At 70.2% G+C, this 15429-nt stretch carries 12 protein-coding genes; 5 read left to right on the top strand and 7 right to left on the bottom strand.

Annotated features, from left to right (window positions below):
• Nucleotides 1–16 precede the first annotated feature (16 nt).
• Nucleotides 17–634, top strand: a complete 618-nt coding sequence (gene pssA / locus ACQZ13_RS02070) for a CDP-diacylglycerol--serine O-phosphatidyltransferase (protein ID WP_088405780.1) — start codon at nt 17–19, stop codon at nt 632–634.
• Nucleotides 635–775: 141 nt separating this feature from the next.
• On the opposite strand, the gene ACQZ13_RS02065 is transcribed toward pssA, so the two are convergent.
• Nucleotides 776–2458 carry a S41 family peptidase gene (locus ACQZ13_RS02065; RefSeq protein ID WP_431049636.1) on the bottom strand — a complete coding sequence of 561 codons (1683 nt, stop codon included), beginning with the start codon at nt 2456–2458 and terminating at the stop codon, nt 776–778.
• Between the two features lie 119 nt (nt 2459–2577).
• The gene (locus ACQZ13_RS02060) at nt 2578–2913 is read right to left on the bottom strand and encodes a DUF2917 domain-containing protein (RefSeq protein ID WP_431049635.1); all 336 of its coding nucleotides are present in this window, start codon (nt 2911–2913) and stop codon (nt 2578–2580) included.
• A 152-nt stretch (nt 2914–3065) separates the two neighbouring features.
• Between ACQZ13_RS02060 and ACQZ13_RS02055 the strand changes: the two genes are divergently transcribed.
• Complete coding sequence (locus ACQZ13_RS02055; protein WP_431049634.1) at nt 3066–4547, top strand: PLP-dependent aminotransferase family protein; 1482 nt, start codon at nt 3066–3068, stop codon at nt 4545–4547.
• 13 nt (nt 4548–4560) lie between these two features.
• Here the strand turns inward: ACQZ13_RS02055 and ACQZ13_RS02050 are convergent, their stop codons facing one another.
• Genes ACQZ13_RS02050 through ACQZ13_RS02040 form a run of 3 tightly spaced genes read right to left on the bottom strand, consistent with a single transcriptional unit; the run spans nt 4561 to nt 7435 of the window.
• On the bottom strand, nt 4561–5607 hold the full coding sequence (locus ACQZ13_RS02050) for an alpha/beta hydrolase family protein (RefSeq protein WP_431049633.1): 1047 nt from the start codon (nt 5605–5607) through the stop codon (nt 4561–4563).
• Nucleotides 5604–6587 carry a DMT family transporter gene (locus ACQZ13_RS02045; RefSeq protein ID WP_431049632.1) on the bottom strand — a complete coding sequence of 328 codons (984 nt, stop codon included), beginning with the start codon at nt 6585–6587 and terminating at the stop codon, nt 5604–5606. The genes ACQZ13_RS02050 and ACQZ13_RS02045 overlap by 4 nt, the downstream gene beginning before the upstream one ends.
• A 20-nt stretch (nt 6588–6607) precedes the next feature.
• Nucleotides 6608–7435: an AraC family ligand binding domain-containing protein gene (locus ACQZ13_RS02040; protein ID WP_431049631.1), complete on the bottom strand. Its 828-nt coding sequence runs from the start codon at nt 7433–7435 to the stop codon at nt 6608–6610.
• Nucleotides 7436–7741: 306 nt separating this feature from the next.
• Here ACQZ13_RS02040 and ACQZ13_RS02035 point away from each other — a divergent pair, with 306 nt between their 5' ends.
• On the top strand, nt 7742–8929 hold the full coding sequence (locus ACQZ13_RS02035; RefSeq protein WP_431049629.1) for a glycosyl hydrolase family 28-related protein: 1188 nt from the start codon (nt 7742–7744) through the stop codon (nt 8927–8929).
• Between the two features lie 7 nt (nt 8930–8936).
• Here ACQZ13_RS02035 and ACQZ13_RS02030 read toward each other — a convergent pair whose 3' ends face one another.
• The gene (locus ACQZ13_RS02030) at nt 8937–9989 is read right to left on the bottom strand and encodes an AraC family transcriptional regulator ligand-binding domain-containing protein (protein ID WP_431049628.1); all 1053 of its coding nucleotides are present in this window, start codon (nt 9987–9989) and stop codon (nt 8937–8939) included.
• Entirely contained in the window at nt 9986–10900 is a 915-nt protein-coding gene (locus ACQZ13_RS02025) for a GGDEF domain-containing protein (RefSeq protein ID WP_431049627.1), read from the bottom strand. Before ACQZ13_RS02025 ends, ACQZ13_RS02030 begins: the two co-directional genes overlap by 4 nt.
• Nucleotides 10901–10983: 83 nt before the next feature.
• Here ACQZ13_RS02025 and ACQZ13_RS02020 point away from each other — a divergent pair, with 83 nt between their 5' ends.
• Entirely contained in the window at nt 10984–12675 is a 1692-nt protein-coding gene (locus tag ACQZ13_RS02020) for a hypothetical protein (protein ID WP_431049626.1), read from the top strand.
• A 153-nt stretch (nt 12676–12828) separates the two neighbouring features.
• Complete coding sequence (locus ACQZ13_RS02015) at nt 12829–15426, top strand: TonB-dependent receptor (RefSeq protein WP_431049625.1); 2598 nt, start codon at nt 12829–12831, stop codon at nt 15424–15426.
• Nucleotides 15427–15429 lie beyond the last annotated feature (3 nt).

Here is a 15429-nt window from a genome sequence, read left to right as displayed (position 1 = left end):
CTTATGCTCGCTTCCCATGAACCGACCCAAGCCTTTCTCCATGATCCGCGAGTTCCATCTGGCGGACTGGTTCACCCTGGGCAACGCCTTCTGCGGCGTCGGCGCGCTGTTCTCGGTGATGACCTTCCTCCAGACCGGCACGGTGCAGCACCTGTACTACGCCTGCGCGCTGATCCCCGCGGCGCTGGTCTTCGACGTGCTCGACGGCCGCATCGCGCGCTGGCGCCAGAAGAGCTCCGCGATGGGGCGTGAGCTCGACTCGCTGGCGGACGTGATCTCCTTCGGCGTCGCGCCGGCGGTGATCGCCTACGGCTGCGGCATGCAGGGCCTGTGGGACCGCATCGTGCTGGGCTTCTTCGTCGCCTGCGGCGTGTCGCGCCTGGCCCGCTACAACATCACCGCCGAGACCCTGTCCGGCGGCAACGACAAGGTCGCCTACTTCGAAGGCACGCCCATCCCGACCTCGCTGCTGATCGTGGTCGTGCTGTGGGTCGCCGCCTGGCAGGGCGCCATCGGCGAGGCGCTGTGGTTCGGCGTCGTCAAGCTGGGCGGCTTCACGCTGCACCCGCTGGTGCTGCTGTTCGCGGTCTCGGGCTCGCTGATGATCAGCCGGATCCGCATTCCGAAGCTCTGACCCTCCGGCGGCCTCGACCGCCGCCTCCCGTCGGGAACAGGCGTCCTGATGCCCAGGACGCCCAGGACGCCAAGAAAAACGGCCACCCGAGGGTGGCCGTCGTCATGTCGGGGCGCGCTTCACACGCGCCGCCTGGGTGCCTCAGGGCCGTCCGCCGACGATCCGGTTGCTGCGCGCCGCGAGCTTCTTCAGGCTCAGCGCGACGGCGTCCTCGCCGGCCGCGCGCACGCCCATCGCCCGCGCCTGGCCGACCTCCGACGCACTCGCCGCCGGGCAGGTGCCGTTGCTGCGGTACTGCAGCGCCGCGGCCAGCATCGCCTCGCTGGTGTCGCCCAGGGCATGGTTGAAGTCGTCCGCGACCTGGCAACCCTTGACCCCCGTGGCGCCCGAACCCGCCGGCACGAAGCCGTCCGCGTAGTCGCCGAAGCCCTTGTTGTTGGTGCCGACGAACTCGATCGGGAAGTAGCTGTAGCCGCAGTTGTCCTTGGCCGTGAAGCCGTAGGGCTTGCCGCAGGTGGTGCCGCCGACGAGGACCACCTCGACGTCGACGCCGCGCAGTCCGTTGATCAGCGCCTCGCTGGCCGAGCAGGTGCCCGACTGCGCCAGCACGAACACGCGCTTGAGGTTGAGCGCCGGCAGCGGCTGCGCCGACGAGCACTTGTCGCCGGACGGCAGGCAGGACTCGCTGTAGAACGGCGTCTTCGAATCCGCGCTGCTGGTCTCCGCCGAGCGCTTGCTGTTGTAGCGCAGCTGCTCGAAGGTCTTGCCGGAGGTCGCCGTGCCGCCCGCGATCATGTAGGCCAGCTCGCTGGCGATGAACAGGTAGCCGCCGCCGTTGTAGCGCAGGTCCACGACCAGGTCGCTCACGTTGCTGGCGCGGAAGTTCTGCATCGCCGCAATCAGCTGCGACTCCGCCGTCAGGATATGGTCGTTGAAGACCATGTAGCCGACCTTCGCGCCGTCGGCGGCGGTCAGCACCTGGCTGGTGGGCACCGGCGTCTTGGTGACGTTGCCCGCGACCAGCGAGACGTCGCGCGTGGCGCCCGCCGTCGAGGTCAGCACCAGGCGGTGGCTGGACCCCGCCGCGTCCGGGAAGAGCGCGCCGTTGAGCGTGTTCACGCCCGTCGAGTCGCCCACGTCGGCCGCCGCGCCGTCCGCGGTCACCAGCGTGTCGCCGCGGCGCACGCCGGCCCGGTCGGCCACGCTGCCCGGCTCCACGAACGCCACGCGCAGGCCGCGCGGCGGCGTGGGCGACTTCATCGACCACTCGATGCCGTAGCCGACCTCCACGCCGCCCTGCGACAGCGCGTTCCATTCGCGCGTGCTCATGACGAAGCTGAACTGGTCCTTGCGCTTGCCGCTGCCGGTGAGCGCCGGCGACAGCAGGGCGTCGAAGTAGGCGTTCAGCGCGGCGCCGACGTCACCGCCGCTGTACGCGGCCGCGGAGGCGTCGATCGAGGGCACGTCCTCGCGCCACAGGTAGGCCTCGTCGAAGTAGGCGCGGATCCAGTTCTTCTCCGTGCCCAGCGACGCGGTGCGGAGGTTGGAGGCCGCTTCCGTGTTGCCCGGCGCGCATTGCTGGGCGTAGGTGGAACTGGCCTGGAGCGGGCCGCCGGTGTTCCCACCGGTGTTGCCACCGGTGTTGCCGCCGCCGACGGTGCCGCCGCTGTTGCCGCCACCACCGCTGCCGCCGCCGGCGTTGCTGCCGCCGTTCAGGGGCACGCCGCTTTCGCCGCCACCGCCGCCGCAGGCGGTCAGCAGCGTCGCTCCGACTGCGCCGGCCACGGCCAGGCGCGCCACCCGCAACATCGCGGATCGATTCATCGCAACTCCCTCGTGGGACTCGGGTCCCGTGTCTTTGTTTCACCGGCGACATCCTTCGATGTCATCCGGCAACCTACGAGGGCCGAGTTATAGCGAAAAACCGGGGACACGCCCTGGACTTAATCGATCGTCTCCGCCTTCAGGGTGACGAGTGATGCGCCCTCGCCACTGGCGAAGATCCGGGATCCGAACCAGCCGTCCGGCGCCGGCAGCGCCAAGGTCTGTCCGGGCACCAGCCAGTGGTCGTCCGGCAAGCCGTCGCAGGTGATCCAGGCCCGACCGCCGAAAACCAGCAGCCGCACAGGGCGTCGCAGGCGCAGCACGACCGGGCGGCCGTCGGTCGGCAGCACGATGGCGTCCGGTCCGGGACCGGGCGCGACGAAAGCCGGCGCGGGCCAGCCCATGGGCTGGCGTCGGAGCCGGAACGGCGGGGGAAGCAGGCGGAACGGTTGCATGCCGTCACGATAAAAAAACCGGCTGTCGCGCTCCATCCACAGCCGCTGACGGAGACGAGCCATACAGCCCGCGCACGACGCAGTCCTGTGCTGGCCGGCTTGCCGCCTTTCTGTATCGGTCCGCGCCCGCTGTGAGCACACAGAATCGACGCATGGACGCGCCGCTGTTACCGCTGTACATGCAACTCGCCGACCGGATGGCCCGGTCGATCCGCTCGGGCACCTTGAAGCGGGGCGAACGACTGCCTTCGGTGCGGGACCTGGCGGGACAGCACGGCGTGTCGCTGTCGACGGCGGTGCAGGCCTACCGCTGGCTCGAGGATGCCCGCCTGATCGAGGCCAGGCCGCGCTCCGGCTACTTCGTCGCGGCGCGCCCGCCCAGGCTCCCGGAACCACGCGTCTCCCGACCCGACACCTCGTCCCGGATGGTGCAGCTGGACCAGCTGGGCGTGCAGGTCATGGCGCTGTCGCAGGACCCGTCCTTCGTCTCCTTCGGCGCGGCCTGCCCGGGGCCGGAGCTGTTCGACCAGGACCGCGTGCGCCGGGCGATGGCGCGGGCGGTGATGCGCCACCGCGACCTGCTGTGCACCTACCCGCTCGGCCCCGGCATGGAAGAGGCGCGCCGGGCCGTCGCACGCCATGCGCTGGGACTGGGCTGCGTGCTGGACCCGGACGAGGTCGTGCTCACCAACAGCTGCATGGAGGCCATCAGCCTGTGCCTGCGCACCGTGTGCAGGCCCGGCGACGTGGTGGCGCTCGAATCGCCCACGTACTACGGCTTCCTGGAGATCCTCCAGAGCCTGCACCTGCGCGCGCTGGAGATCCCCACGCATCCGCGCCACGGCATGTCGCTGGACGCACTGCAGCTGGCCTTCGAGACGCAGCAGGTCAAGGCGGTGCTGACGGTGCCCACGCTGTCGAACCCGCTGGGCGCCTCGATGCCGGTGGCGGAACGCCGCCGGCTGGCGGCGCTGCTGGCGCAACATGACGTGGCGCTGATCGAGGACGTGCTCTACAACGACCTGTCGGAGCAGGAGGACAAGCGCCGCGCGGTGAAGTCCTTCGACACCACGGGGCACGTGATGATCTGCGGCTCGTTCTCGAAGACGATCGCGCCGGGGCTGCGGCTGGGCTGGGTCGAGGCCGGCCGCTGGGGCCAGGTGTTGCGGCGGACCAAGGCGGTGCAGTCCGGCGGCCAGACGAGCGTGCTGGAACTGGCGCTGGCGGACCTGCTGACGCAGGCCGGCGGCGGCGCCGCGCTGCGGCACCTGCGGGCGACGATCGCCGCGCGCGTGGACCAGGCCCGGCAGATGATCGCCGAGAGTTTCCCGAAGGGCACGCGCGTCTCGGACCCCGCCGGCGGATTCATCCTGTGGGTGGAACTGCCCGACGGACTGGACACCGCCCTGCTCTACGAGGCCTGCCTCGCGGAGCACATCATCATCGCGCCGGGGATGATGTTCTCGGCGAGCCCGCGTTTCCGGAACTGCGTGCGGTTGGGCGTCGGCGGGCAGTGGGGCGAGGAACACCCGCGCGCGCTGCGCCGCATCGGCGCGTTGGCGAAGGCGCTCCTGCTGGCGCCGTCCAACGCCCCGAACGCCTCCAGCCCCTCCGAAGACGAGCTCGCAGCCTGACGCACGCCACGACTCAACCCTGGAGCCACTCGTCCTTCGGGTCCAGGCCCTTGGGCGACTTCAGGCGTGTGAGCGCCTCCTCGTCCTCGAGCAGACGCCAACGCCACCAGTCCGTGCTGATGGACTTGATGAGCGATGCGTGATGCGCAGCGAGCTTCTCGGGCGCCCGTTCGCGATCGCGTCCGAGCAGCCGCTGGCCGAAACCCGCGCCACGCTCGCCGCCGCCCCCGAAGCTCATGTGATCGGCGCCTTCGAGCCACAGCTGCGCCTTCGCGCCGGCGGGCAACGTGTCATAGACGACGCGCCGGTAGCGGCCGTCGCGTTCCTGGCCGATCGGGTTGCCGTCGAGGCTGCCGGTCAGGCAGAGCATGGGTCGCGTGATGCCCTTGATGCCGCCCGGGAAGTGCCCGGCCGACGGGCTGAACGCGGCGAAGGCCTTGAAATGGGATTCGGACAGGTCGGGCGCGCTGCGCTCCCGGAAATCGCGTCCGGCGACCGCCAGGGTCGTCTGGGCGCCGAACGAGTGGCCTGACATGCCCAGCGCCTCGGGCCGCACGCGCGCCCACGGACCCTGACCTTCTTTCTGCAGCTTCAGCAGCTGGTCGACGGCGAACTGCACGTCGTGACCGCGCTCGATCAGCTGCTCGGCGCTCGCGGCGGCCTTCACCGCCTGGAGCCCGCCGCGCCAGATCGCACGGTCGCTGCCGGCGTGCTGCAGATGCAGCGTGGCGATGCCCGCCTCGGCCCAGGCCTGCGCCCATTCGGTGCCGCCGTCGAGACTGCCGCCCAGGCCGTGCGAGAACACCACCAGCGCGACCGGCCGGTCGCCCTCAGGCAGGCGCAGGCGCCAGGGGATGTCGCGCAGGCGGGACTGGTCGCGCCAGGCGCCCTGTTGGACGCCCTGGGCCGGAGCGGGTACGGCATCGGACGACGGCGCGCTCTGCGCACGCGCGGGCGACGCGGCAACGCCGAGGGCGGCACCGACGGTGCTCGCGGCGGTCAGGGCGGAAGCGCGCTTCAGGAGCGCGCGTCGGACGGGATCGTGAGGCAGAAAATTCATGCCGACGAGGCGGGCAGATGCCGTTCCCGCCCCGGCGGCACCGGTTTGAGGCGCAAGGCCCAGCACACGCCGCCGACCAGGAGCACGACCCCGGCCACGCCCATCAGCGGCGGCCACGCGCCGCGATGCACCTGCGCGTAGGCGAGCGCGGCCAGGGTTTCGAACACGATCAGCTGCCCCACCAGCGCGGTGGGCAGTCGCTGGCTGGCCTCGTTCCAGCACAGCGTGCCGAGCCAGGACGCGAACAGCCCGACCGCTGTCATCAATCCGACGTAGGGCCACAGCCGCGGCCCGGCGGGAAAGTCGAAGCCGGCCGGCAGCAGCGGCAGGCCCGCGCCGTCGGCGATCGCCAGGACGACGAAGGCCAGCACCGCCATCGGCAGCGTCACCAGCCCCTGCGCGGTGGCCCAGGCGCGCGGGCCGCGATCGGCGTGCGCGCGCAGCCAGTCGGCGTTGCGGATCGGGTACCAGGTCCAGCAGGCCAGCGCGATCAACGCCAGACCCGCGCCCTGCAGATAGCGCCCCAGCGCCTGCGGCGCGACGGCCGCCTGCTCGACCTGGTTGACGCAGGCGATGCCCAGCGCGATCAGCAGCAGCGCCGGGGCCAGGTCCCGCCAGCGGTAGTGCCCGTCGCGCGCGGCGTTGCGCCGGTTGGAGCAGACCGCGATGACGACGGGCAGCGTGCCGATGATCATGGTCGGCAGCGGTCCGCCGGCGCGCTGGATCGCGGCGGCGAGCGTCAGGTAGTACAGGAAGTTGCCGATGGCGCTGAGCTTGACGGCGGCGATCCAGTCATCGCGGGTGAGCCGCCTCAGTTCCCGCCAGTCGATCATCGCCAGCGGCAGCGCGAGCAGTCCGAACGCGAGATAACGGCCCGCCATCAGCATGGCGGCGGGATAGTCGGGCAGCAGCAGCGGGGTGACGAAGACCAGGCCCCACATCAGGCCGGCGGCGAGCGCAAAGAGAAGTCCGGACAGCATGCGCGCAGTGTCGCGCGCCGTCAGGGCCGGCGTCTTGTACCCAGTTGCTGCTGGTAGCGCGCCGGGGTGATGCCGTAGCGGCGCGAGAAACCGCGCGTCAGGTGGGCCTGGTCGGTGAGGCCGACCGCCGCCGCGACCTGCGCGGGCGCATGGCCGGCGGCGAGCTGGCGCTTGGCCTCGTTGAGCCGCAAGGCCATCAGGGCCTGCTGCGGCGTCGCATGGTGCTGCGTCTTGAAGCTGCGCAGGAAGTGGAACGGGCTCAGACCGGCGACGGCGGCCAGGCGCGCGGTGTCCAGTGATTCGTCGAGGTGGGCCCGCATGTGCTCGATCACCGGCGCGAAGCGCGGCGCCGCGCCGTCCGGGCGCACCGGCGCGCGATGCGCGTGGCGGCTCAGTCCCTGGACCAGTTCGAGCAACGCGCTGTCGAAGGCCAGCGGCTCCCGCGCGCGCCACAGCGCGGCGATCAGGCCGGCGGCGCGCGTGGCGGCCTCCGCGTCGTGCGCGACGGCGGCGTCGAAGCGCCAGGCCGGCCCGCCGTAGAGCTCCGCCAGCAGCGACTCGTCGAGGTAGACCATCCGATAACCCCAGGCATCGGACGTCGCGGCTTCGCCGGTATGGATGTCCTCGGGGTTCATGAGCATCAGCGTGGCGCGCGGGGCGAGGTGCTCGCCGCCGCGCCAGCGGAAACGTCCGACGCCGTCGGTGATCGCGCCCAGGCCGTAGGCCTCGTGCGTGTGCGGCTCGAAGCTATGGCGCAGGATGTGGGCGTGGTACAGCTCGACGCCCGCGCGGTGCGCGGGGCGGCGGTACTGGGCCTGATCCTCGGGATGTTCGAACGCCGTGGGCATGGGGTCGAGTCTAGAGCGTCGGCGCGCCGCGTCGTCTGAGGCATGAACCGGCGGCCTGCGACTGGGGCCGCCCTCGCCTGGATCAGGCAGGAGACGGCCACGTCGGAGCAGTCGCAGGCCATGTCGTGCGCGCGGCATGGGCGCTTCAATGACAGGCAGCGGCGCATTCTTTCCGCCGCGTTGAAAGGTCCCTTGATGCCCAGTCCCCGTCTTCCTGCGCCACTCGTCGCAGCACTGGCCGCGCTGCCCCTGTGGGCCAGTGCCGCACCGGAAGTTCCGCCACCCGGGCAGTGCAACGGAGAGGCGATGCCCACGCTCGAGACACCGCACAGGCTGCGTTGCGCGCTTGACTTCGGTATTCAGCCCGATCGGCCCCACGACGTCACGCGCGAGATCCAGATGGCGCTGAACCGACTTGATCCCGATCAGGTGCTTCTATTCCTGCCCGCGGGCCGCTACGCGATCAACGATGACCTCGATCTTCCGCCCGGCACCGGCCTGGTGGGAAGCCGAAACGGACAGAGCGTCCTCAAGGGCAGCGGCCCGTACTCCCCCGCCATCGGACAAGCCCCGGGATCAGGTGACGCCAACAGGATCGAAAGCCTGCACCTGCATAACGTGTTGATCCAGGTCGACCACGAACGTCCTTTCGTTATCCGACACAACGTGCTGCGCCACACCGCTTCGAGCAGGCCCCAGATGTACATCCCCAGCGGCGGCGCACACCTCATCGAGAGCAATGTGCTCTGGCGCGAACCCGGCAACAGCGGTGCCGGCATCCAGCTCGGATTGAGCCCTGAGGTCTGGTGGAGGCGCGGCGTTCCAGGGACGATCATCATCCGAGGCAATCTCATCGGCGCCGTCGACACGCGCGACGTCCGCAAATACCAGCATGAGCGCTCCGACGCGGAGGAGCTTGCGGAGAAGGTGCTCGGGGCAGACTGGGACGCGCGCGGGCTGGGGCACTACCGCGGCGCCATCGCGACGGCCGAGCCGATCCCCGCAACGATCGAAGGCAACTGGATGGCGCTCTCCCACGACATGAGGGAACATCCGTCGCTGGCGGACTTCCTCTCGCCCAGGCAGCTTCAACTGCAGCGCAACCTGTTCCTTGGAGAACATGGAACAGTGACGTTCCGGTCTCCTGTCGAGACGCAAGTCCGCGGAAACGTATTCAACGGGATATCCGTGAGCTTCGGTAGCTTTGATTCGGCGCCCACGAAGCTCACGCAAGTCGAGGACAACTGGTTCCGAGGATTTCCTGTGCGTGTCGTGAGCGCCGTCAACGGCGCCGGTGCGGAGCACACGACGCCCGACGATCTGGTATTCACGAAGAACCTGGTGACCGACCCCCCCGAGGATGCCCCCCTGTGCGGCTACGAGTTCCCCACGCCGCAAGTCGGGACCAGGAATTTCAGCGTCGAGCCGGGGAGATCCCTCTCGGCCTACCGAACCGCCACCTGGGGTGAGCCTTTGTCCGTCTGCTCGGAGTAGCGTCCGCTCAGAGCAACCCGGGCGTCATCCCCGTCCAGCGCTTGAAGGAGCGCCGGAAGTTGCTCTTGTCGGTGAAGCCCAGCGAGCGCGCCACGGCCTCGCCGCGCTGGCCGCGCAGCAGCATCAGGTAGAGCGCCGCGTGAGCGCGGACCTGATCCAGCTGCGCCTGGTGGTGCGTGCCCAGTTGGGCCAACTGCCGCTTCAGGGTGGCCGGACTGACGCCGAAGCGTTGCGCGCTGCGCTCCAGCGACGGATCGCCGCCGACCTCCGTCAGCAGGTGGTCGTACAGCGCGGCGAGCTGGCCGCGGGACGCAGCCTCGGGATCTGCGCCCTGCGCCAACGCGCCGGCGGCCATCGCCGGACGACCGGGCGTCGCAGTGGGCCAGGGCACGGTCGCCGCCGACAGCGGCAGCCGCATCGCGTCCACCTGGCAGCCGAAGCGCAGGTCGGCGCCGAGGTAGGTCGCGTGCTGCGAGAGCTCGCGCGGGCGCGTGCGGTTGAAGCTGAAGGACCACGGCAGCGATCGCCCGCCGCCCAGCCATTGCGCCATCGCGACGACGGCGCTCATCTGCATGTCCACGAGCATCGGCTGCAGGCTGGCCGGCGCACCGCAGGACTCCGTCCACACGAGCAGCAGTTCGTCCGACGTCTCGACCAGGCGCGGCGTCAGCAGCGGCGACAGGCGCGCCGGCCAATCGCACAGCACGCGCAGGGCCTGGCGCAGGTCGACGGCCTGCTGCAGCGCCTGGCTGGCCAGGCCGTAGTGGCCCGGCAGGCTCAGTGGCCCGACGACGAAACCGACATCGCGCGCCAGGGGTTGCAGCGCCGCCAGCATCGACAGCAGCTGACGCGGCGAGAGCATCTGCCCCGGCACGACGTCGCATCGGCCGAGCCACTCCTGCGGCTCGAACCCGCGGCTGCGCGCAAACTCGGCCAGCAGCGCGCCCTGGTAGGCCCAAGGGATGAAGGCGCGGTCCGCGCCGTGGTGCGGCGTGGCACCGGCCGGCAAGGCTTGACGCAGGACGAGCAGCGCGTCGTCGGCGGCCGCCGACGTGCTCACCGCAGGCGCTCCAGCAGACGAAGCACCTGCGCCTCGGCGTCCTCGTGCGGGTCCAGCGGGGCGCTCGCCATGCGGGCGGTCAGCCGCGCCCGCGTGCGGCCGTTGGCGCACGGATGCACGTGAGAGGACAGCGCCGCCAGCAGATCGCCCGGCAGCGCGGCATCGGCGTCAGGCAGCACGGCCACGAATCGGTCGGCCGCATAGCGGCACAGCAGATCGCCGCCGCGCAGCTGCAGCAGCAGCAACGGGCCCGTCGCCTGCAGCAGGCGGTCGGCTTCCGCCAGACCGTGCTGGCGCGCCAGCGCCGGCAGGTCCTGCCAGCCGAGCATCACCAGCATCGAGGTCGCGGCCGGCGTTCCCGGCGCCCGTGCCAGGTCTTGCTGCCGGCGGATCTGATCGAGCAGATAGGCGCCGTCACCCAGCTGCGTCAGGCTGTCGATCTGGGTGTGTTCGCGATAGCCGCGTTCGCGGCCGGCGCGCAGCGCGTTCAACGCGAGCTGCTCCTGACGCCAGAGATGCAGCCCGAAGGTCAGGCCGATCATGCCGACGACGTGGAAGCTCGACTCCATGCCCATCAGCAAGGTGAACGCGCGCGGGAACTTCCAGAACTCGTCCATCAGGTCGGCCCAGCCGCCCAGCAGCATGCCCGACAGGCCCAGGCACAGCCAGGTCGTGACGCGGCCGGCGGGCCGGCTCGCGCGCAGCTGCACCAGCCACAGCGCCAGCATCGCGACGATCGAGGTCTCGCTGACGATGTCGATCCAGCGCCAGAGGGTCGTCGGCTTGGCCACGGCCCAGTAGCCGAAGGCCCAGGTGACGCCGGCCATCGCCAGCAGCAGCGCATGGCCGAAATGACGCGAGCCCGCGACCGGCGCGAGCACCAGCGGCGGACGAGGCAGCACGACTTTCATGGCGCGCGATGCTAGGCGGCGACTGTGACAGCCGTTGTCACACAGCGCCGCGGGGTCGAAACGGCTCACGACTATCGCGACTCGTGAACAGCGCGCTTCCCCCGTCAGGGGGCGTCCGGAAATACCCGACCCGCGCCACTCATCGGTTCCCGTGGCTTGCCACATCTGCCGGAGGGCGCTTCATGTCCACCCGTTTCTTCCCGCTGACCCCGATCGCCGTCGCCCTGCTGTTGCCCCTTGGGGCGTCGGCGAATGCCGCGGTGCCGGCACCACCGCAGATGTGCGGCCACGAGGAGATGCCTGAGATCGATCCTCGCTACAGGATGGTGTGCGCGCTCGACCAGGGCATCACCGCCAACCTCGCCGCGGACCAGAGCGACAGGATCACGACCGTACTCGAACAACTGGCGCCGCGCGAGACCGGCCTGTTCTTCCCCAAGGGCACCTATCGGGTCGACAAGGATCTGCCGCTGCGAACGGGCAACGTCCTCGTCGGAAGCCCCGCGGGCGCGACGCGCTTCGTCAATTCGACAGGAACGGCGTCGGAGATCACGGAGGTCCTCCACAGCGCGAAGAACATCCGGGTCGAGCATCTGATCCTGGACAACATCACCGTCCGGACCTTCGACAGCTCCAACGCCGTCATCCGCAACAACAGGTTCGAGAACACGCGAACGCCCCATGCGCAGTTGCGCGTGAGCGGTGCCGCCGTCGTCGACGGCAACGTCTTCCTGCGCGGGCCCGGCAACCGCGGCACCGGCATCGTGTTGACCAACGCCCGCCAGGCGAAAGTGATCGGCAACTGGATCGGAGAAGATCCTTCCCAGACTCACGATCAGCGGCGCGCGACCTCGCCGGAGCGCTCGTCGGGGTATTTCAAGCTCGCGCTCGTGTCGTCCGAATCATCGGTCGACGTCCTGATCCGCAAGAACCGGATGACGGTGGCGCTCGACACGAAGTCTGCCGAGCCTCTCCGCCTCGCGTACCTGTCAGGCGCCGTCGGTCTCATACTGGACGACAACGTCTTCAAGGTCATCAACGGCCGCAACGATCAGCAGCAGCCTGCCGTGGAGCTACGCGCACCGCAGGACACCACGGTAGTCCGCAACACCTTCCTGGCGGTGCCCTTGCGTCTGCTGCCCAGCGACGGCGAGGCGGTGCGACCGCCGATCAAGCGCACGAACGTCATCGCCAACAGCTTCGTGGAAGCCACCGTCGACACCACGCAGATAACGACTGGATGGAGCGCCACCGCGACGACGCCCGACGACCTGGTCTTCACGAGCAACCGCTTTTCCGGCGGTGAGTCGGCCTGCATGCTGAACGCGCCTGAGCCGACGACCAGCGGCATGACCTACGGCGAGGCGGACAACCTCATGCAGGGTACCGGCGACGGGGCGAAGGCCTGCAATCTGCGCAACTTATCGCCTGAAGACGCGCGGGCCCGCGTACCGGAGCCTTTTCACCCTGCCGCAGCGCCGGTCGTCAATGCCGACGACCTGTCGCTCGCGAGGACCAACCGGGCGCACCGTCAGCCCCTCCCCACCCTGACGACCGTGCGACCAGGCCCGCCGCCATCGATCCAAGCGACGTCGCCGGAACCATCGACGCACCGCGTGAAGCCCGGCGGTCATCCGCTGCCGATCCAACCCGATGTCGGCCCCGCCGAAGACGCACCGCCCACCGCGCACCCGGCACAGGGGTGGCTGGCATGGCTGTCGGCCGAACTCCACGCCCTCCTGCACCGCATGACGGCGATGTTCAGCGGCCGCTGACGCCAGGCCGCCACACGGAGGTCGGATCGGCTCATGCGGGCGGCGTCGAGGAGCCGTCCGTGCCGGGGCGGCACGAGAATGCCGCGCTGTCACGGACCCGCCATCCGCGGTTCCTAACGTGCGTCGCCATCCGTGACTCACCGACCTCCGACCATGCGCACGCCGCCCCGCCCCACCCTGCTCGCCCTCTGCCTGTCCAGCCTCTTCGCCGCCGCGCCGGCGATGGCCCAGCAGACGTCCGATCCCAAGACCGACGCCAGGTCCGAAACGAAGGCCGAGCCCAAGAGCGAAGCCAGGGTTGAAGCGAAGAAGGACGGCAAGGCCGCGACGTCCGACGCCCGCCAGCTCGAGACCGTCGTCACCGTCGGTCAGGCTGCGGCGCTGCGTTCGGCGCTCGACAAGCAGGCGACCGCCACGGGCGTCGTCAACGTCGTGCACGCCGACGGCATCGGCCAGTTGCCCGACAACAACGCCGCCGAGGCGCTGGCCCGCATGCCGGGCGTGTCGGTCGAACGCGATCAGGGGGAAGGCCGCTTCATCCGCGTCCGCGGCCTGGGCCCGGACTACAACGCCGTCAACATCAACGGCGCGCTGACGCCGGCCTCCGAATCCGACCGCCGCGCGCCCGGCCTGGACCTGGTGCCGGCCGGCCTGATCCGCTCGCTCGAAGTGCAGAAGACGCTGACGCCGGACCAGGACGCCAATTCCCTGGGCGGCACGGTGACCGTGCGCACGCTCAGCGCCTTCGACCAGCCGGGCCGGCTCTTCACGATGGAGCTGGGCGGCAACTACGACGCCAACGCCTCCAGGACCAAGCCGCGCGGCTCGGTAGCCTTCGCCGACCGCTTCGCCGGCGGCACGCTGGGCGTGGCGGTGGCGCTGTCGGGCGACCAGCGCAGCTTCGCGAGCGACAACGTCGAGACCGGCGGCGACTGGGACGGCGACAAGCTCAACAGCTTCGAGCTGCGCCGCTACACGATCACCCGCGAGCGCGTCGGCGCCGCGCTGAATCTCGACTTCAAGCCGGACGACGCGTCGCTGTTCTACCTGCGCAGCTTCACCAGCAAGTTCACCGACCAGGAGAACCGCCAGTCGATCGCCGTGGAGTTCGAGGAGCCGCAAGCCCCCGGCGAGACCGGCGACGGCACTGTCAGCCGCGGCTTGAAGGCGCGCAGGGAGATCAACAAGTCCAGCGCGGTGGTGCTCGGCACCGAGCTGTCGCGCGGCGACTGGAAGTTCTGGGCCGAGGCCGGCGCCGGCCGCGCCAGCGAGAGCAAGCCCGACACGCTGGCCTCGTCCGCGTTCACGGCGGACTTCTCCGGCCTGGGCTACACCGACACCGTCAAGCCCATGCCGACGGCCGTCACCGGTCTGGACGACGCCTCGCTGTACGCCTTCAACAAGGCCAAGATCGAGAAGAGCCACGCCACCGACCGCGTGCGCCACCTGAAGGCCGATGTGCAGCGCGAGTTCGACCTCGGCGGCTGGGACCTCGACCTCAAGACCGGCCTGAAGGCGACGCGCCGCGACAAGGACAACGAGCAGGAAACCTACGCGCCCAGCGCCAAGGTGCTGAAGAAGGCGCCCTACAACCTGACCGACGCGCAACTCAGGCTGGGCAACTTCGTCGGCGGGGACACGGTCGACTATCCGTGGACCTCGTTCGGCCCCGGCATCGACCTCGGAAAGCTGCATGGCCTGTACGGCGGCGATGACCTGAACGCGTTCCGCGACGAAGTCGATTCGACCGTCAACGACTACGGCATGAAGGAACGCACCGACGCCGGCTACCTGCAGGCGACGCTGGAGAGCGGCGGCACGCAATGGCTGGTCGGCGTGCGCCACGAGCGCGTGCGCTTCACGGCGGACGGCACCGCGTGGAAGGACGGCGTGCTGAGCCCGGTGCATGAGGAGACGCGCTCGCGCCATTGGCTGCCCGCGGTGCTGCTGCGTCAGAAGCTGAACGAGGGCCTGGTGCTGCGCGCGGCGCTGACGCACTCGGTGGTGCGGCCGGCCTTCGGCCAGCTGAGCCCCGGCGTGACCGTCGACGGCGACGAGGCGACCATCGGCAACCCGCTGCTCAAGCCGCTGCGCGCGCGCAACCTGGACCTCGGGCTGGAACAGCGCGTGGGTCGCGACGGCGCGATGTCGGCCTACGTGTTCCACAAGAAGATCCGCGACTTCGCGTTCCAGACCGACCTGGCGGGCACGCCGGGCTGGGAGGACTTCAGCCACGTCGAAGCCTTCGCCAACGGCGGCGACGCGACGGTGCGCGGCGTGGAGCTCTCCTGGAGCCAGGCGCTGAGCACGCTGCCCGCGCCGTGGAACGGCCTGGTGATCGGCGCCAACGGCAGCTTCGTGAAGTCGCGCGCGACCATCGGCGGCTACGACGGCGGCCGGCTCATCAGCCGCCGTATCGCGCTGCCGAGCCAGTCCGATCGCAGCGTCAACCTGAGCCTGGGCTGGGAATCGCCGGCCTTCGGCGCGCGGATCGCGCTGAACCACAAGTCGCCGTATCTGCTCGAGGTCGGCGACGTGCTCGACGCCGCGCAGGACCGCAAGGTCGACACGCAGAACCAGATCGATGCGTCGCTGCGCGTGCAGCTCACGAAGCAGCTGCAGCTCCAGTTCGAGGCGCTGAACATCGGCAACGAGCGCTACTACGTGTACCAGGGCAGCAAGGCCTTCAACACCCAGTACGAGCAGTACGGACGCGCGTACAAGCTCAGCCTGAAGCTGGCGATGTTCTGAGGG

Source organism: Roseateles sp. L2-2, assembly GCF_050613215.1.
GTDB classification, from domain to species: Bacteria; Pseudomonadota; Gammaproteobacteria; order Burkholderiales; family Burkholderiaceae_C; genus Roseateles; species Roseateles noduli.
This window is presented reverse-complemented; position numbering and strand designations above follow the sequence as displayed.